Annotated in this window: 19 protein-coding genes and 1 pseudogene; 14 read left to right on the forward strand and 6 right to left on the reverse strand. The window is 62.5% G+C overall.

Annotated elements, in window-relative coordinates; all coding sequences use genetic code 11:
* Positions 1-240: 240 nt before the first annotated feature.
* The 7 genes from ACIO52_RS25575 (at position 241) to ACIO52_RS25605 (ending at position 5,527) form a co-directional block, all read left to right on the forward strand.
* A complete protein-coding gene (locus ACIO52_RS25575; RefSeq protein ID WP_402647335.1) occupies positions 241-1,161 on the forward strand; it encodes a restriction endonuclease in 921 nt (306 codons plus the stop codon).
* A gap of 85 nt (positions 1,162-1,246) precedes the next feature.
* Positions 1,247-1,981 (forward strand): transposase, encoded by a 735-nt coding sequence (locus ACIO52_RS25580; RefSeq protein ID WP_402647687.1) that lies wholly within the window; start codon positions 1,247-1,249, stop codon positions 1,979-1,981.
* A 561-nt stretch (positions 1,982-2,542) separates the two neighbouring features.
* On the forward strand, positions 2,543-2,842 hold the full coding sequence (locus ACIO52_RS25585; protein WP_402647338.1) for a WXG100 family type VII secretion target: 300 nt from the start codon (positions 2,543-2,545) through the stop codon (positions 2,840-2,842).
* Complete coding sequence (locus tag ACIO52_RS25590; RefSeq protein WP_402647341.1) at positions 2,842-3,144, forward strand: WXG100 family type VII secretion target; 303 nt, start codon at positions 2,842-2,844, stop codon at positions 3,142-3,144. Before ACIO52_RS25585 ends, ACIO52_RS25590 begins: the two co-directional genes overlap by 1 nt.
* 5 nt (positions 3,145-3,149) lie before the next feature.
* Positions 3,150-4,610 carry a deaminase domain-containing protein gene (locus ACIO52_RS25595; protein ID WP_402647344.1) on the forward strand — a complete coding sequence of 487 codons (1,461 nt, stop codon included), beginning with the start codon at positions 3,150-3,152 and terminating at the stop codon, positions 4,608-4,610.
* Positions 4,603-5,067 carry a hypothetical protein gene (locus ACIO52_RS25600; protein WP_402647347.1) on the forward strand — a complete coding sequence of 155 codons (465 nt, stop codon included), beginning with the start codon at positions 4,603-4,605 and terminating at the stop codon, positions 5,065-5,067. The genes ACIO52_RS25595 and ACIO52_RS25600 overlap by 8 nt, the downstream gene beginning before the upstream one ends.
* A 109-nt stretch (positions 5,068-5,176) precedes the next feature.
* Entirely contained in the window at positions 5,177-5,527 is a 351-nt protein-coding gene (locus ACIO52_RS25605) for a SitI3 family protein (RefSeq protein WP_402647690.1), read from the forward strand.
* A 221-nt stretch (positions 5,528-5,748) separates the two neighbouring features.
* On the opposite strand, the pseudogene ACIO52_RS25610 reads toward ACIO52_RS25605, so the two are convergent.
* The 5 genes and pseudogenes from ACIO52_RS25610 to ACIO52_RS25630 all read right to left on the reverse strand — a co-directional run.
* A pseudogene (locus tag ACIO52_RS25610) lies at positions 5,749-5,853 on the reverse strand (hypothetical protein); the annotation flags it as partial.
* 86 nt (positions 5,854-5,939) lie between these two features.
* Positions 5,940-6,278, reverse strand: coding sequence for a hypothetical protein (locus ACIO52_RS25615; protein WP_402647350.1), 339 nt, complete (start codon positions 6,276-6,278; stop codon positions 5,940-5,942).
* The gene (locus ACIO52_RS25620) at positions 6,259-6,645 is read right to left on the reverse strand and encodes a CBS domain-containing protein (RefSeq protein ID WP_402647353.1); all 387 of its coding nucleotides are present in this window, start codon (positions 6,643-6,645) and stop codon (positions 6,259-6,261) included. The genes ACIO52_RS25615 and ACIO52_RS25620 overlap by 20 nt, the downstream gene beginning before the upstream one ends.
* A 121-nt stretch (positions 6,646-6,766) precedes the next feature.
* Entirely contained in the window at positions 6,767-7,909 is a 1,143-nt protein-coding gene (locus ACIO52_RS25625) for an IS3 family transposase (protein ID WP_402647356.1), read from the reverse strand.
* Positions 7,910-8,007: 98 nt separating this feature from the next.
* Complete coding sequence (locus tag ACIO52_RS25630) at positions 8,008-9,462, reverse strand: hypothetical protein (protein WP_402647359.1); 1,455 nt, start codon at positions 9,460-9,462, stop codon at positions 8,008-8,010.
* A gap of 331 nt (positions 9,463-9,793) precedes the next feature.
* Between ACIO52_RS25630 and ACIO52_RS25635 the strand changes: the two genes are divergently transcribed.
* From ACIO52_RS25635 to ACIO52_RS25665, 7 genes are all read left to right on the forward strand, one after another.
* The gene (locus ACIO52_RS25635) at positions 9,794-11,311 is read left to right on the forward strand and encodes a pyridoxal phosphate-dependent decarboxylase family protein (RefSeq protein WP_402647362.1); all 1,518 of its coding nucleotides are present in this window, start codon (positions 9,794-9,796) and stop codon (positions 11,309-11,311) included.
* Positions 11,308-11,928 (forward strand): class I SAM-dependent methyltransferase, encoded by a 621-nt coding sequence (locus ACIO52_RS25640; protein ID WP_402647365.1) that lies wholly within the window; start codon positions 11,308-11,310, stop codon positions 11,926-11,928. Before ACIO52_RS25635 ends, ACIO52_RS25640 begins: the two co-directional genes overlap by 4 nt.
* A gap of 38 nt (positions 11,929-11,966) precedes the next feature.
* On the forward strand, positions 11,967-12,224 hold the full coding sequence (locus ACIO52_RS25645) for a hypothetical protein (RefSeq protein WP_402647368.1): 258 nt from the start codon (positions 11,967-11,969) through the stop codon (positions 12,222-12,224).
* Positions 12,221-12,946, forward strand: coding sequence for a hypothetical protein (locus ACIO52_RS25650; protein WP_402647371.1), 726 nt, complete (start codon positions 12,221-12,223; stop codon positions 12,944-12,946). Before ACIO52_RS25645 ends, ACIO52_RS25650 begins: the two co-directional genes overlap by 4 nt.
* A 51-nt stretch (positions 12,947-12,997) precedes the next feature.
* Positions 12,998-13,279: a hypothetical protein gene (locus ACIO52_RS25655; protein ID WP_402647374.1), complete on the forward strand. Its 282-nt coding sequence runs from the start codon at positions 12,998-13,000 to the stop codon at positions 13,277-13,279.
* Positions 13,280-13,286: 7 nt separating this feature from the next.
* On the forward strand, positions 13,287-14,765 hold the full coding sequence (gene argS, locus ACIO52_RS25660; protein WP_402647377.1) for an arginine--tRNA ligase: 1,479 nt from the start codon (positions 13,287-13,289) through the stop codon (positions 14,763-14,765).
* Positions 14,766-14,865: 100 nt separating this feature from the next.
* Positions 14,866-15,579: a 2'-5' RNA ligase family protein gene (locus ACIO52_RS25665; RefSeq protein ID WP_402647380.1), complete on the forward strand. Its 714-nt coding sequence runs from the start codon at positions 14,866-14,868 to the stop codon at positions 15,577-15,579.
* Here ACIO52_RS25665 and ACIO52_RS25670 read toward each other — a convergent pair.
* Positions 15,576-16,250, reverse strand: coding sequence for a hypothetical protein (locus ACIO52_RS25670; protein ID WP_402647383.1), 675 nt, complete (start codon positions 16,248-16,250; stop codon positions 15,576-15,578). The genes ACIO52_RS25665 and ACIO52_RS25670 overlap by 4 nt on opposite strands.
* Positions 16,251-16,303: the final 53 nt, after the last annotated feature.

Raw genomic sequence — 16,303 nt, forward strand, 5'->3', positions numbered from 1 at the left:
CCCGGAAGCTAAGGCCACCTGCGCCGATGGTACTGCACTCGACAGGGTGTGGGAGAGTAGGACACCGCCGGAACATCATTGCGAAAGGCCCTCCAACTTCGGTTGGAGGGCCTTTTTGCGTTCCGCGACAACAGATCTCGCGGACATGCCGCAGAGCCGGGTAGCCTGACGGGGTTGATGTCCCATAGCGGGATCAGGCAACGCATTCGTGGTCGAAGCGTCAGGACGTGAGGTACAGCAGTGAACCAACCTGTTTCGGCTATGCCGGTGTGGCACGGAATGCTGACTCCGATTCTGGCAGTGCTGAAGGACGATCAGGTCTGGCGCAGGAGGGATTTGGTGGATGCCGTCTGCAATTACCTCGGTCTCACAGCCGACCAACGATCCGAGGTTCTGCCGTCGGGACAGCTCCGTGCGGACAACCGCATCGGTTGGGCTCTGAGCGGACTGGTTCGTGCCGACTTGGTCAGCAAGCCGGCTCGCGCCACCTTCCAGATCACGCAGGCCGGTCACGACGTTGTTGTGAAGTATCCACACGGACTGGATGACAAGACGTTGAAGGCTCTTCCTGCGTATCAAGCGTATGTTCCTGCCGCGAGCGCTGTCGCCGAAGTCGCATCCACTGACCTGCTGCCCGCCGCATCGCCTTTCGAACAGATCGAATCCGGCGTCGCCAGTCTGCACGCGGATGTCGCCTCCGAACTGTTGCGAAAGCTGCGCGGTCAGGATCCTTCTGCATTCGAGCAGACCGTGCTCGATGTGCTGGTCGCGATGGGATACGGCGGCACAGAGCAGCGTGCGCAGCGGATCGGCGGCTCTGGTGACGGCGGCGTGGATGGAGTGATCGACCAGGATGCGCTCGGCCTTGACCAGATCTATGTGCAGGCCAAACGATACGGCCCGGGAAACTCCGTAGGCCGAGAGACGGTGCAGTCGTTCGTCGGCGCGCTGCACGGTGTCGGTGCGACTCGCGGTGTGCTCATCACGACCAGCAGCTTCACAACACACGCACGGGAGTATGCGAAGAACGTCCCTATCCGCGTGATTCTGATCGACGGGCGGCGGTTGGCCGATTTGATGATCAGGTACGGCGTCGGCGTTCAGCAGCGCGCGGTCTTCTCTGTCGTGGAACTCGACGAAGACTATTTCGAGGCACTGTGAGGCGACGTGCTAAGGGCTGTCCCGTAAGTTGTTGAGCGGCAACGGGTACCGTGTCACGGTGGTGATCTCGGCGGTTGATCCGGTGATGGTGGAGTTGTTCTCCGGGCTGCGGCCGCGCACGTTCGCCCGTCTGGTCTCCCGGTTGCGGCGCGAGGGCGCCGATCGGCCGTTGCGTGGTCGTCCGTGGGGACTGTGTTTCGAGGATCGTGTGCTGCTGGTAGCGACCTACTGGCGCACCAACCTGACGATGCGTCAGCTCGCCGCGGTGTTCGGGGTGTCGAAATCGGCGGAGTCGCGGGTGATCGAGGACCTCGGCCCGGCGTTGGCGCTACGGCCCAGAGCCCGGTTCCCGCGTGGTGCGGTGTTGATCGTGGACGGCACGCTGGTACCGACCCGTGACCACAAGGTGGCAGCGCAGAGTAAGAACTACCGGTACTCGACCAACCACCAGGTCGTGATCGACGCCGATACCGAACTCGTCGTCGCGCTTGGGCGACCGTTGCCGGGCAACCGTAACGACTGCCGCGCCTGGACCGAATCCGGTGCCGCCCACGCTTGCCACAACGCGGTGGTGATCGCCGACGGCGGCTACCAGGGCACGGGCTTGATCATCCCGCACCGCCGGACCTCGGGCGTCGAGCTACCGGAGTGGAAACAAACCCACAACAAGTCCCACCGCCGGGTCCGTGCCCGTGTCGAGCACGCCTTCGCCCGGATGAAGACCTGGAAGATCCTGCGTGACTGCCGTCTACGCGGCGACGGCGTCGCGGTCGCGATGTCGGGTGTGGCGACCCTGGCCAACCTGGCCCACGCGCACTAACGCGGACACGGGGTACTGAGCCCGACGCGGCTCTCCCAGACTTACGGGACAACGCTTAGACAGCGGCGAAAGCTCCGCTGAAACTGTCCTGAAACAACGCGCCGTCCGCAGAACGAAATTGCACACTGGAACATCGACGCACCCGAGAATGAGCCGCAAAAGCTGGCGGATGCGAGGGAATTGCTAGACCTTCTGAAGCTGGTGACGCCGGTTCGCGAGAAACATAAACGTGAGGGGTGCCGTAACAGCGTGTCTCATGTGGTGGTGCGGGCATTGGCGAGCTTCATGTAGCTGGTCAGCATCGCAGCCAGCGTAAGGAATCCGCAGGTAGTGAGTGTCCCTGCGGTCGTAGCGAATCGAGAGCCGGTGATAGCCACCAAGCCAGGCGATGGTGCGTTCGATGACCCACTGGTGACACCCGAGATGCGGGATGGGCTCGATTCCTTTGGTTGAAACCTCGTCGGTTGCAGCCCCACGCCGCCGTGACTAGGCTGGTTCCGATGGCCTGAGAACGGGGGACGCGTGGCGGGTGAAAACGATACGCCTGGGACAGTTTTCGCGATGGTACCGGGCGAGGTGACCGATGCCGGTGTCTATATCCAGCAGGTCGCGGAGTCCCTGATCAACGGACTCGGCACGCTTGACCGCGAGATATCGACTGTCCTGGACAATTGGAGCGGTGCGGCAGCAGAGGCATTCGGGGACGGCTGGACTGAAACCAAGAAGGGTGCCGCAGACGTACTGAACGCCCTCACGACGATGGGCGAACTACTGGGCATCGCAAGCAAAGCCTTTGCCGGCCAGGACGTCTCGAACTCCGAAACTTTGAGTTCGCTCGACCTACCACAACTGAACATGTGATGGCCGACGACTCTCGCGATTTCACCTTCGACATCGATGAGTTGGATCAGCTCATCAGCCGCGCCAACGGATTCATCGGCTTCCTCGCCGAAAGCCTCGACGGCATCAACAACCGAATCGCCTCCATCCAGCAAAACTGGCAGGGGGCCGCTGCCGACGCCCAAGAGGAAGCCTACCGAGAATGGGCTACCGGGGCTGCCACGGTAGTTGAAGGACTCACCCAGATGTACAATTCCGCCGTCACCGCCCGCGACGCCTACAGTGCGGCACAGCAAGCCAACTTGAGAATGAGCGGTGGCTGACTTCTATGGCCGCAGTCTCGCCGCAATCCTATGAAAGCGCGGCCACGACATGCTACGACTTGTCTAAGAAATTTCAAACCGTCTACGAAACGCCGCAAACCGTACTCTTAGAAACAAACGCGATGGCCGGCGGCTACGAAGCAGTCAAGTCGTGGTCGAAAGCCTACGACGACCGTGCCGCCGCATTGACAATGGTGGCGACCAACTTCGCGCGAGCCCTGCAACATTACGGGGACATACTGACTGCGTCCAGTTACAACTGGAAGTCCGCGGAATATACAGCTAACCGCAATACCAACAAAGGCGACCCGCCATCGTTGCCTACCGGCATCCCGTCTGAGCTGCCCTACGGCGCGGGCGCAGTAGTCGGTATCGCGTCGTCCAGAGCCTATACCAACGGACTTCAGACAGACTGGACCGAACTGCAGGACAAGGTCACCACATTTGTCACCGGCGGCCAAGTCCCCGATGGAGATACCGACAAACTCGCACGCGCCGCAACTATGTGGAAGACCTTCGCCAATTCAGACCCTCTCGAATACGGCGTGGCTCGGCTACTAACCGTCGCCTCTGGGCTGGAACAAGGCTTCGGACCTAAAGTCCCGGACGATATTCCGAACCACACAGCTAACCTTCGCAAGCTCGCTGAAAAACTCCGCGAAATCCGTACCACTGCCCACGACATCGCCAACGCAGTCGAAGCCCACAACGTAGCCTTGACGAAAATGCGCGCCGATATTAGTACTCAGTTCGCGGCGGTGGTTGTGGTCACCGCCATATCGATCGGGCGTTCGATGGTAAATGTCAAAGAGCAGCCAGCGAAGGAAAAGGCGCCGAGCAAGCAGCAGTCGCAGTCGCCCAATGACAACAAAGTCGACATAGATATCGACTTCCTGAACGACGCGGCTTGGGCCATAGCCGGGCCCGCCAACACATTCCTCGCCACTCTCAGCACCCTCAGTTTCACCACCGCCACGCCGACAAACGGCGACCTTCTGGCCATCGTCGAGTTGCCGATAACTCTCACCACGGTGGACCCGCCAGGACCTGGCCAGCCCGGAACAGACCCAGAATTCAACGGCAAGCAGGAAGCTCAGGAGGTACGTGACCGGCTTGCTGCGAGCGGTCAAACCATAGCGGCTACCCGCAATGTCGCAGTGATGCGCGGTGAGGTCGACGGACAGAGTGTTTCACTAGACGCGGTGAGCGGAAAGAACTCCCCCGCCGGGACAGTAGGCGTTCCTGACAACACGAGGTTCACACCCGTGTCCGAGGATGGTAATGTCCGACGACCAACCGATTCCGAGTACAAGCTCCTGGAGACTCTCGCTCAGCAACTCGGTCCCGATTCGAAGGGTACTATCGAACTATATTCTGAACGAAAACCATGCCCGGCCTGCTTAAGTGTAATAAAACAGTTCGAAGAACAATTCCCCGGAGTGAAGGTGAACGTAACCAGTGAGTAATGACAGGAATGTCGAAGACATGAAGCACTTGCGTCAACAATTGTTGGCTTCTGGGGTCGCGTCAGAAGAAGCGATCGTGGGATGCTCGGCCAGCGAAATGGAAGACGTATCCTCCAGCGCCGGTTCCTTTCGCCTACCAGGCGAGTATCTTGCATTCTTGCAGGTAATGGGCAGGAGAGCCGGAGAACTGTTCGAAGGCACCGACATCTTCTATCCTCGATCGCTGGAAGCCCGAGAGGCAGCGATCGATGTCGCCAGCGGGGACGGCGAGTCGCTGTCTCTCGAAAATCGATTCTTTTTTGGCCATCACCAAGGTTACAAGGTATATTTTTTCGAACCTGACTCCGCTGCGGTATTTACGTATCAAGAAGGTTACCCGGAGGTCAGGATGCTTGCAAAGTCGTTGCTGGCGTTTCTCCAACACGCACTAGAGATACGGGTGGCGCTAGAGAAGTGAGAGTCACTTGCCGGTGGGGCCGCTCCCAGTTGATGGGAATGTCCTGAATGGCACTCAATTACATGGTAGCGGTCGCGATAGATCGAAGCGTGTCAAAATTGTCACATTGGTGAAGTCGGTATGCCTCGCGGGCGATATTTCTGGTCGGGCAATTGCGACCAGCCTCATCAATGGTGTTTCGGTTCGACGTGGTTTGTATATTCACGTAAGCAACGCCCGATCTCCAGCGTGGGGAGACGCCATAGAGGAGGAATTTGGATTCAAGCCGACGGTATCAATCTTCTTAAGATTGGATAAGACCGAAAGACTCGATGCTCAAGTCGCCGACATGTTGTTCATCGCGACGAAACTACTTGCGGTGACGTCCGACGACTTGATCGTATACTTCGTGGAATCCGGCGATGTTTGGGCGATTCGCCGTGCGGGCAGCCTCGAAACAAATTCAGCCCTCTTTATGTGAACACTCGAGCGCACCGAAATGCTACACCAGTCGTACACTCGTATGTCGTACGCTCTATGAAGCGACTGGCCGAGCGCCAGTGCCGTTTCGTCGAGAAGTTGATCACGAGCCGCGGCCCGGTCGTCGCGCCGGTCTGCCACACGAACATGTGGCCGGTCTGGAGGTCGCCGGCCCCGCGCGGCTTGTGCATACTCCCGGAACATGTCTGGATAGGTCTGCTTGAACTGCAGCGCTATCCCCTTGCCCATCACGCCGACAGTGTTGACTGCGTTGACCATTGCTTCGGAATCGGCGGCGAGGAGGTCGCCGGATTTCTCGCGGATCATGGCGCGAACATGCGGTCATGAACGGCGAAATACGATCTTGCATAAGCCCGGATATCTTCTGGTGACGTCACCGGCGCGAACACCGATCACGGATTCGGTTCCGCAGTCCGCAGAACCTGCAGCAGCCCGCGCACCGCGGCTTCTTGCCCGGCCGACAGTGGATCGGTTGCGAAATGCATCAATTCATTGCGCACCACCCGCACCTGCTCGACCAGTTCGATCACCTGACGCTGATCTAGCCGCCACCCCAGCTTGCGCCAGCTGGTCGGACTCTGGAGCAGATGCACGTACCCACCGAATGTCAGATGCTCCGGCTCGCTGACATACGCCCGCCGATTCTTCGGCGCCGCCGCCTTGTAGTCCTCGGCGTCGAGACGATCCCGCGCCGCCCGCCGCTGCCGGTTCTCAGCCTCCTCGATGAGCACGAACGGCTTTGCCAGCGTGCCGAATTGGCGCGTCAGGTCGGCCGTGGTGAGAATCCCGCTCACCCGCACCCGATCCGGATCCCGCATAAAAGATGAACCCGTGGTCGTAGATCTGCTCGATCTGATCGAGCAGCGGAGCATCGTGATCCACCACCATCGCCGGCACCGTCGCATCGGCCAGCGTCGGATGATCCGTCGCGATATGCGCGCGCCCGATGGACTCCCAGGTCACCGCCCCGTGACACGTACCGTCATGCCCGTCGATGACGGCCAGTTGTGAATACTTGTGCCGCACCATCGTTGTCTTCGCGGTGGTGAGCTCCACACTCGACGGCACCGAAATCAGCGCCGCAGGCAGGCTTCCCAACCGCCGCGTTATCGGCTGGGGTTCGACGACATTCTCGACCGAAACCCGTTCCGCACTCCGTGCACCACCTATCGACGGCTCATGGTCGTCCCCTGGTTTCACGGAGTCACGTTGCTGGACTTCATGCCACAATGGTTGTGTTCTCGTACTCTATCGGGGTCAGCATGCCGAGGCTGCTGTGACGCCTCTGCCGGTTGTGGAAGATCTCGAGGTAGTCGAAGATCGCGTTGGCCAGCTCGATCCGGGTGTTCCAGCGTCGGCGGTTCAGTAGCTCGACCTGCATGCGGGACCAGAACGACTCCATAATCGCGTTGTCGTAGCAGTCATCGACACTTCCCATCGATGGCACGAGCCCGGAGTCCTTGGCGCGCTTGGTGAATGCCCACGAACCGAACTGCACGCCCTGGTCGGAATGGATGATCGCGCCCTTGCCCGGGCGGCGGCTGTCGATGGCCATGCCCAGCGCATTGGTGACCAACGCTGCCGTCTGTGAGGAGTCGATCGACCAGCCCACCACGCGACGGGAATAGACATCGAGCACGACCGCGCAATAGACCTTGCCCTCGCGGGTGTGATGCTCGGTAATGTCGGTGACCCACTTACGATTTGGCTCCTCAGCGGTGAAGTCGCGGTTCACCAGATCCTTGGCGATCTGATCCGGCTTGGCGTGCTTCCACTTCGGTCGGCCGATCGCACCGACCAGCCCTGCCCGTTGCATCAACATCTCCACGGCGCCGTGCCCGACGACGATGCCGCGGCCCAGCCGCAGTTCGGCGTGAACTCGCCGGCTGCCGTAGGCGCAGCGAGAGCTCTGATGGACTTCGCGGATGAGCTCGGTCAGCCAGGCGTGCCGGATCGACCGTTGTGAGGGCGGACGCGAACGCCATTCGTAGAATCCGGATTCGGAGACTTCCAGTACGCGGCACGCGATCTGGATGGAAAGCCCTTCCTCAGCCATCACCGCGATCGCGGCGTATCTGTCTTTTGGGCGCACGGCCCCCTTCAATAGCTCGGTCGCTCGCCGGTGCACCGCCAGCTCGGCCTCCAGCTGTGCGATACGCCGCTTCGCTGCGGTCAGCTCGGATTTCTCGGCGCTGGACAGCCCCGACTCCAGGCCGCGGTCGATACGATCCTGGCGCCGCCAGGTGTAGATCGTCTGATCGCTGATCCCGAGATCACGCGCGACGTCAGCGACCGGCCGCCCCGCCTCGACCAGGTCCAGAACCTTGCGCCGGAACTCCGGCGGATACCCGCGCCGTCCCATACCACTCCTTCACATCGGGGTGGCACGAAAATCTAGCAACGCAACTCCGGAAAAGTCAGGGAAGTCCATCTGCGTCTGCCCCCGTGTTCCGGGACTGTCTACGTGTTGCCGGTCTCCGGCGGCATCGGGAAGAGCATGAGCTCGTTCTGGCCGTCGGTTGTCGTTCCGATACTGCCCACCTGCTTGACGGAGCGCCTAGTGGAACCCCGGTCATGAACGCGCTTCTGGCGAACCCGAGCGGTTTCTGGACTGCGCTCGGTGCCGGTGACAACGCTGTGACCGTCTCGAACGCGTTCATTGACCAGACCGCGTACCTGTTCGACCGTTACTCCGCTGGTTCCGACCAGGCCATTCTGGACGAGTTCGATGAACTGGGAATTGATCAGGTGGCGTGAAACCTGCGGGTAGCCGAGCATCCGCCCAGCCGTACCGTCACCGCGTGTCCGTCCACTGAGTGTGCACTCGTCTTGAAGCAGCAATCGGACGTAGGAGAGCGGTAGATACATCCCTGGAGCCATGAGGTCCGCACGGCTGGAGTGCCTGTCGGGCCAGTATGCAAGCTTGAGGAAGCACGCATCGGCTCCCAGCCGCCAATCATCCGGTCGAGATGCTGGCTTACTGAGGTCGGCCACCGCTTCCAATCGGTCCAGCTGATCGAGCAGCTGCGCGTTTACGGACATCGTGCGCTTGACCGGTTCGAGGCGCTTGTACTGTACGAGAACGAAGCTCGACGTCGGTTCGTAGTAGTAGATCAAGTCGGTACCCAGTCGGGCTTCGACATGAGTCGCGTTGACATTGGCGATCTCGAGGGTTCGACCCGAATCGTCCTGGAAGACCTGGATGTCGCACCGTGCATCTGAATTTTCGGCCCATTCGCTGAACAGACTGAGGTCCCTCGTGACCGCCCTGGCATCGTGCTCGATGAGGCTGTGCTCGACGGGCTCAGGGATCAGGCCCGCGAGGTACGGCGCGTGCGGTGACGCCGGACGCTTCCAAGCGCTGAACGTCGTAGGAGGTACCTTGAAGATTCGCGCGATCGTGCCGACCGCGTCCCGCTGCTCTTGCCAGGCTTGGTCCGCTGGATTGTCGCTGGAAAGTTCGGGTGCTTCCGCAAGTGCGCCTAGCCATTCGAGTACCGGCGTGAGATTCGGGTGCTGCTCGCGCAGACGGGTCTCGACGGCATTCCATGCCGGTCGGCCGAAGGAGCCGACGGCGCCGAGACGGAACGACCGTTCGATCGCCTCGCGAGCCTCCTCGGGCAGCAAGCGCAGCAGCCCCTTGTCCCCATCGAGCGGTATGTCCTCGGTGCATTCACGAAGATGCGCGATGGTCAGACTGGAATCGACCGCTCCGACAGTGCCCCTATGAACCGCAACCCCCAGCCACACCAGCTTGCGGGATGCGTCCGTGTCTTCCTGCGTTATCAGCACGAGGTTCGGCACCGAGTCGGATGCGTCACGATGGGCGAATCCTTTTGTGAAGCGTTGCTCGGCCCGGAGCCTCGGCCGGATGCGGGAAAGCTCTGTCGCAGTGAGGGTCACAACGTAAACCACCTAGGCAGAGTAGCTCCTCGGCACCCTGATCCTGGATTATGCCGGGTGCAGGCGGGCAAGTGAGTGGTCGACCAATCTGTTGCTGAGGTCGTCGTTGGTGGCAGGTGATCCGCCCCTGTGGGCAGGCAGCGCGCCGAGTTCGCGTGATCTAGGGGGCGTGGGCTCGGCCACGGGTGACCTCGATGGCGTCATCGACGGGGGTGAGGCCGCCCCCGAAGCGCGACGGCGATCGCTTGCGTATCGGTCGCGTAGCGATGGCGTGCCTTCTGAAACGTCACGATAGCCGGGATCGTAATGGGCAATGGAAACTTGCCCACGGAAGGCAATCACGATGCACCAGTTGGCGATTCACAACACCTCTGCGAGACCACCACGCGATGGGGATGAACTCCTGCATCGCGTGGTCGATCTCGGGCTGCGGTTCAAATCCAGGTCCGAGATCTTCGCACGACGTAGCGATCCGGAGGAGATCCGCGATCTGCTGCTGACCGAGCTCCCCGACAATCCGATGACGGGCGACGAAGTGCTCGCCGATTTCGAGAACCGGGTGCTATCGCTGTGCAAGAACGAGGCATCGCCGCGGTTCATGGGTTTCGGCGACACCGGGGACGACCCTCTGGCACTCATGGGCACGATGCTCGCCGTGCTGACTCAACAGAACATGATCAATCAGTCGTTCGACAGCCCGAGCGCGACATTCATCGAGATCGCCGTCCTGCGCTGGCTGCGTGATCTGCTCGGATACTCGAACCCGCCGGTCGCTGACGTCCACACCGTGTGGGACGTCGGCGGGATGGTGACTCCGGGCGGCACCACCAGCAACACGGTGGCCATGATGCTCGCCAGGGAGGCCAAGGCTCCGGAAACGATGCGGTCCGGCGTGACCGAACCACACCGGATGGCCGTAGTAGTGCCGAAGGGAATCGGGCACTACAGCGTGAAAGCCGCGCTGACCTGGATCGGGTGCGGCGCGCACATCATCGAGGTCGACACCGACGGATTCCGCTATGACAAGCGCGAACTCGACCGAACGCTCGCCCGCCACCGTGGCCGAGTGATGGCGGTGGTCGCGTACGCCGGTGACAGCAGGACACAAACGGTCGAGGACCTGCGCGCAGTCCACGAGGTCGTCCGGAATGTCGACAGCGGGATCTGGTTGCATGCCGACGCGTGCTGGGGCCTGCTGGCCGCTTTCAGTCCGAGGATGGGGGGAAAGATCGACGGCATCGCCGAGTTCGACAGCATCACCGTCGACCCGCACAAGATCATGGCTGTGCCCTACGGCCTGAGCGCATTGCTCGTGCGTCGGCCCGGTGTCGTGCGGTCTGTCTCGACGTACTCGGATCTGATCATGCAGGAGGACTTCGCCTTCGGGCAGGTCACCCCGTTCATCGGCACCAAAGGCTGGATGTCGCTGAAGTTGTGGATGATGATGCTCGGCCGTGGGAGATCCGGCTTGGCCGAGATGGCCGACCGCCGAGAAGAATTGGCGCGCAGTTTCGCGGCTCTCGTCGATAAGCATCCTCGATTGATACGGCTCAATGATCCAGACCTCGCGGCCGTGGTGTTCGCCTATCTGCCGTCTGGCATCGGCTCCGGCGAATTGGGGGCCGACGAACTTCGCTCTGTGAACGAGCTGAACATCGCCATCCACCAGCGAATGCTCGCCGAGGGGAAGTGGCACCTGCATCAGTTCACCTTGCCCGATGACCTGGGACGCCTCCGGAAGGGCGCGATCGTGCATCCACTGCGGTTCATGGCGAACAACCCCGGCCTCACCGAGGCCCATATGCGGGAGGTCCTCGTCTACCTCGACCACCTCGCGGCCGAGTTGGAGGGAACAGCATGACCGACAAGATCTTCCGCGCTGTCTACGAGACGGTCGGCACCTACGACAAACTGCTGCTGCGGCACTTCTACGGCGGGACGGAGGACGTCGACCTGGTGGCGGACTGGCTCACCGAGCACTTCGCCGTTCCGCAGGCTCAGCTGAACGTGGTCGAATTCGGCTGCGGCACGGGTCGAGTCACCGAAGCCATCGCGCCGTATGCGGCGGCATCAGTTCTGGCCGACTACAGCGAGACGATGGTGGCGGCGGTCGCGAGCAAGTTCCCCGCTTCGGAAACGATCTGTGCGGACACCCGTGACGCGGTCACCCAGCTGATCGACGCGGGCCGGGCGGCCAGCTTCGATCTGGTCACCGCCTTCTGGTCGTTGAGCTACCCGATCGGCGAGTTCTTCGAGGAGCTGTCGCCCGCAGGGGTGCGGCTCCGAGACGACCAGGCGCACGCCGCCGTCCGAGCCGGCGATTTCGTGCGGGACCTGGTGCGGTTGATCGCGCCCGGCGGCCATCTTCTCGCGATGCTGTTCGACGCGGAAAGCCCCGAGCAGCAGTTGGTGACGCGGGCGTGGGAGAAGGTCGCCCCTTTCCGCTTGGCGGGCGCGCCTACACGCGGCACATTCTGATCGATGCGCTCCGCGCCGCTGAGGAACGTGGTGAAGGAGTGCTCTCGCACACCAGGCTCGGGGGAGTTGCCCTGGCGCCCGACCGGGAGGCGGCACGCGAATGGTTCTCGGGAGTGCATTTCAAGCACCACCCTCAACTCCTCGAGGACACCGCGGTAGCACGTGAGGTCGACGACTTCATCGACCGCTATGAGATGGCGAGCGGTGATATCGCGATCCCCAGCGGTGTTCATCTCATCGACTTTCACACGGTCGCCCACCCGTACGCGTCGCTCCCGATCGGACTCGAATCATGACGCCGGAACTCTTCGCCGCGGCCGCCGACGTGTGTCGGGACTTCGCTCCGCCGCGCGGGTACGGGCTGGTCTACGGATCGCAGGCGGCCTGCGACGGGAAATCGAGGTCCGATCTCGACCTCGTCATCATCGGCCGGTCACGTCCTGGCTTCCAGCCCATGAGCGAACTGGTCGCCGCGGTGTGCGGGCTCCACAGGGACTTCGGTCTAACCAGCGATACCGAGGTCGACTACGAGACGAAGCTCTTCGCGACCTACGCGGATGTCTGCTGCGCGGTCGAATTGCGGTGTTTCCCACGGAGAGAAGGGAATCCCAGCCCTGAACCTGTTGTTGCCGATCCTGATTGGCTGAACTCGGCCGAGTTCGCGCAGCGGCTGGTACTCAACGCCCTGACCAGCCAGCACGTATTCTTAGGCGGGGACGTGCAGCGTTATCGAGGCGACAGGTCGCGAGCGGAACGGGCAGTGGCATCCCTCGCCCTCTCGCTGGTCGACAAGCCCGAGGTCAGTCTCCAGGAGGCGGTCGCGGCACTCACCCAGTCTCCTGCGGGTGCTCGGGGCAAGGACTTTCTCGGCTACCAACCGAACGCCCACCTGTGTTCGACCATCCAATCCGGTTTCGCCGCGCTGGCGGCTTGCAACATGGTTGAGGCTGTCGGCGGGGCGCGATTCCGCAGGTGCCGCCGACCACGCGGTGTGGTCGGCCCAGTTCAGGCAGCGTGAGAAACCTGCGACAATCGCCCGACGATCCCCCTCTCTCGAAAGGAACCGAAGGTGAGCTCTGCCGGTGAAGTACCGCTGCTCGGACGTGTCGCTACCGCTGTGTCGGAGGCGATCGCCCGAGTCCGTCCGGAAACGGCGGACGCGGACCCGGTAGTGCGACGATCCGACCGCGCCGATTTTCAATCCAACGCCGCGTTACCGCTGGCCAAGCGGGTGGGTACGCCGCCAGCACAACTGGGCGGTGAGCTCGCTTCGAGCATCGACAGCGCGGAGGGAGTCATCACCGACGTGCAAGCCGTCGGGTCCGGGATTCCTGAACATCACCCTCGCTGACTCGGCGGTGTGGGAATCGGTAGCGGCCCGACTGGCCGACGAGCGGCTCGGCATCCCGGCCACGGAGAACGGACGCCGGGTAGTCATCGACTACTCGGCCCCGAACGTGGCGAAGGAGATGCACGTCGGACACCTCCGGACAACCATCATCGGCGACAGCCTCGCCCGGATCTTCGGGTTCCTCGGCGCCGATGTGGTGCGCGCCAACCACCTCGGCGACTGGGGAACGCAATTCGGCATGCTCATCCAGTACATCGACGAGCACCCCGAATCACCTTGGCACACCGAGGAACTCGACGCCGAAACCAGCTCGGTATCGGCGTTGGACACGTTGTACAAGGCTGCCCGCGCGCAGTTCGACGCCGACGCGGAGTTCGCCGACCGAGCGCGAACGCGAGTGGTCGCGTTGCAGGCCGGCGACTGCGACACCGTCGCCCGGTGGCGGGAGATCGTCGCGCAATCGGAAAAGGCGTTCGGCGCCATCTACGACCGCCTCGGCGTCCTGCTGACTCCCGACGACTACGTCGGGGAGTCGTTCTACAACGACCAGTTGGCCGATACGGTGACCGAGCTCGTCGACAATGGTGTCGCGATCGACAGCGACGGCGCCGTCGTCGTTCTGTCCGAGCAGGTCAAGGGCCCAGACGACAAGCCCGCCGTGCTGATGGCCCGCAAGCGTGACGGGGGCTACGGCTACGACAGCACCGACCTCGCCACCATCCGCTACCGCATCGCCTCGCTGCGCGCGGACCGGTTGCTGTACGTCACGGACTCCCGCCAGGCTCTGCACTTTCAGCTGATCTTCGAGGCCGCCCGTCGCGCCGGCTGGCTGACCGACGCGATCCAGGTCGACCACGTCGCCTACGGAACGATTCTCGGACCGGACGGCAAGCCGTTCAAGACTCGTGCGGGCGGCACGGTACGGCTGATGGACCTCCTCGACGAGGCGGTCGGACGCGTCCGCGCCGTGGTCGCCGAGAAGAATCCGGACCTCGCGTCCGCCGAGCTCGACACCATCGCCGAGCAGGCGGGCATCGGGGCGGTGAAATACGCGGATCTGTCGACCTCCCGGGTCAAGGACTACACCTTCGACCCTGTTCGAATGACGTCGCTCAACGGCAACACCGGCGTCTACCTGCAGTACGCCCACGCTCGGGTGTGCTCGATCCTCCGCAAAGCCGGCACGACGACGTCGGTCGCGGTTGATACGAACGGCCCGCTGGAACCGGCCGAGCGTGAACTCGCGCTGGCCCTCGACGGGTACGGGACAGTGCTGAATGAGGTAGCCGAGGCGCTCGAACCGCACCGGCTGGCCGGATACCTCTACGAGCTGGCTCGCGCCTATACGACCTTCTACGATTCGTGTCCGGTGATCTCCGCTGAGGAGCCGGTCCGTTCGAATCGAATCGCGCTGTGCCAGTTGACGGCTCGTACCCTCGAGCTGGGTTTGGGGCAGTTGGGAATCGCCGCACCGCAACGAATGTGAGCCACCGGCCGGACGCGCACCGTCGTGGAGTTGTGTCCGGCCGGCGGAGCCGTACACTCCCAGCCAGGGAGTTCGACATCGAGAGGTAGGCCGACCAGGGATGACTTCCAAGGGTCCATTTCCCCGGCATCTGCCCAACTCGACGTCGGATCCCGAGGCCATCTCCCGGAACGACTGGGAGGCCTTTGCCGAGCTCGAACATCTGCGCGACCACTGGAGCGTGAAGCACTGGGCACCCGGGCGCACCGGGTACTACTGGTACCTGACCTTCGATGACCCGGACCTGGTCGAGTTCGCTGCGGAATGCCAGAACGGTCTCGGCCTCACGGGTATCGACGCGGTGCCATCGGACGGTCTGCACATCACGGTCAGAAGTGTTGGCGATACGACCGCCGTCACCAGCGAGCAGGTCGACACGCTGGTTTCACTCGCTCGCGAACGGCTTTCGGAAGTGAAGCCGTTCGACCTGACCATCGGCCCGCTCAGCGGATCCCGAAGCGCGATTCGATTCTCGGTCGCGCCGTGGGATCCACTGCTCGACCTGCAACGAATTCTGTCGGCATGTTCCGACGAGCTATCGCCGGAACGTACGACTCGCGATGCACCAGACCCGTCGTCTCGGTTCCGGCCACACTTGGGCATTGCGTACAACAACACTGACCGCGCCGCGGCAGAAGTCATCGCCGCGGTTGCGGCGCTGCGGAGACCCGAGCGGGTTTCTGTTCGGGTGGACACCGTTGAACTGGTGGTTCTCCGGCGCGACGGGCGCTGTTATCGCTGGGACACGCGCGCCGCCATCCCGCTGGGTGGCTAACGAGCGCTCTCCGGCGCGATGAGCGGCCGCGAGGCTCGTCGCCATTGTGCCAATCGTTCGATGTTGTCGCGTGACTGTTCAGAGTACTGGGCTTCGAGGAGGGCGCCGAGTTCGTTCGCTCGCTGCCACACCGAGCGGATCGGCCGATCCGCAGAAGCGTCGAGTGCCTCGATCCCGAAATGAACCGCTTGCTCGACTTCTGGGAACCGCTGGAGGGTGAGCGCGGTCGCCACATCCAAGGTCACGAGCGCGCGGCTCCATACTGAATCCGACTGCGAGACATATTCATTGACCAAGCTCCCGTACTCGAGTGCTTTGTCGAATCGCCCCGCGGAGAGGAATGCCGTCGCGGCGTTGGCCAGCAGGCGGGCCTTTCCATACGAACTGAAGGTGAGCGCAGGGGTCAGGCCAGGCGTGACGTTCATTCGATCAGCCAGCGCCATCGCCTGCTCGATCGAGCGCTCGACGTCGGCGGTGTCGCCTAGCTTCCCCTGGGCGCGAGCCAATCCGTTGGAGTACAAGCGGATCGCCTGAGAGCCTGTCTTGGCCACCGCGATTCCTTGCTCCGCCAGCGCCGCGGCTTCCGCGAAATCGCCTGCATAGTAGGCGCAGAAGCTCTCGGTGGACTTCACCCAGGCCAGCATCTCGCGGTCATCGGTGAACGAGGCCATCACCTGAGCCTCGCGGCAGTACATCCGCGCAGTACCGAACCGGCCACAATTGA

Origin of the sequence: Nocardia sp. NPDC087230, from assembly GCF_044744725.1 — a bacterium.
Taxonomy (GTDB): Bacteria; Actinomycetota; Actinomycetes; order Mycobacteriales; family Mycobacteriaceae; genus Nocardia; species Nocardia canadensis.

Bases quoted from the DNA above. Each gene is read 5' to 3' on its own strand.
- ACIO52_RS25595 (WP_402647344.1), top strand. From the start codon at position 3,150: ATGGCCGCAGTCTCGCCGCAATCCTATGAAAGCGCGGCCACGACATGC.
- ACIO52_RS25665 (WP_402647380.1), top strand. From the start codon at position 14,866: ATGACTTCCAAGGGTCCATTTCCCCGGCATCTGCCCAACTCGACGTCG.
- ACIO52_RS25625 (WP_402647356.1), bottom strand. From the start codon at position 7,909: ATGGGACGGCGCGGGTATCCGCCGGAGTTCCGGCGCAAGGTTCTGGAC.
- ACIO52_RS25580 (WP_402647687.1), top strand. From the start codon at position 1,247: ATGGTGGAGTTGTTCTCCGGGCTGCGGCCGCGCACGTTCGCCCGTCTG.
- ACIO52_RS25585 (WP_402647338.1), top strand. From the start codon at position 2,543: ATGGTACCGGGCGAGGTGACCGATGCCGGTGTCTATATCCAGCAGGTC.
- ACIO52_RS25590 (WP_402647341.1), top strand. From the start codon at position 2,842: ATGGCCGACGACTCTCGCGATTTCACCTTCGACATCGATGAGTTGGAT.
- ACIO52_RS25640 (WP_402647365.1), top strand. From the start codon at position 11,308: ATGACCGACAAGATCTTCCGCGCTGTCTACGAGACGGTCGGCACCTAC.
- ACIO52_RS25650 (WP_402647371.1), top strand. From the start codon at position 12,221: ATGACGCCGGAACTCTTCGCCGCGGCCGCCGACGTGTGTCGGGACTTC.
- ACIO52_RS25635 (WP_402647362.1), top strand. From the start codon at position 9,794: ATGCACCAGTTGGCGATTCACAACACCTCTGCGAGACCACCACGCGAT.
- ACIO52_RS25670 (WP_402647383.1), bottom strand. From the start codon at position 16,250: ATGGCCTCGTTCACCGATGACCGCGAGATGCTGGCCTGGGTGAAGTCC.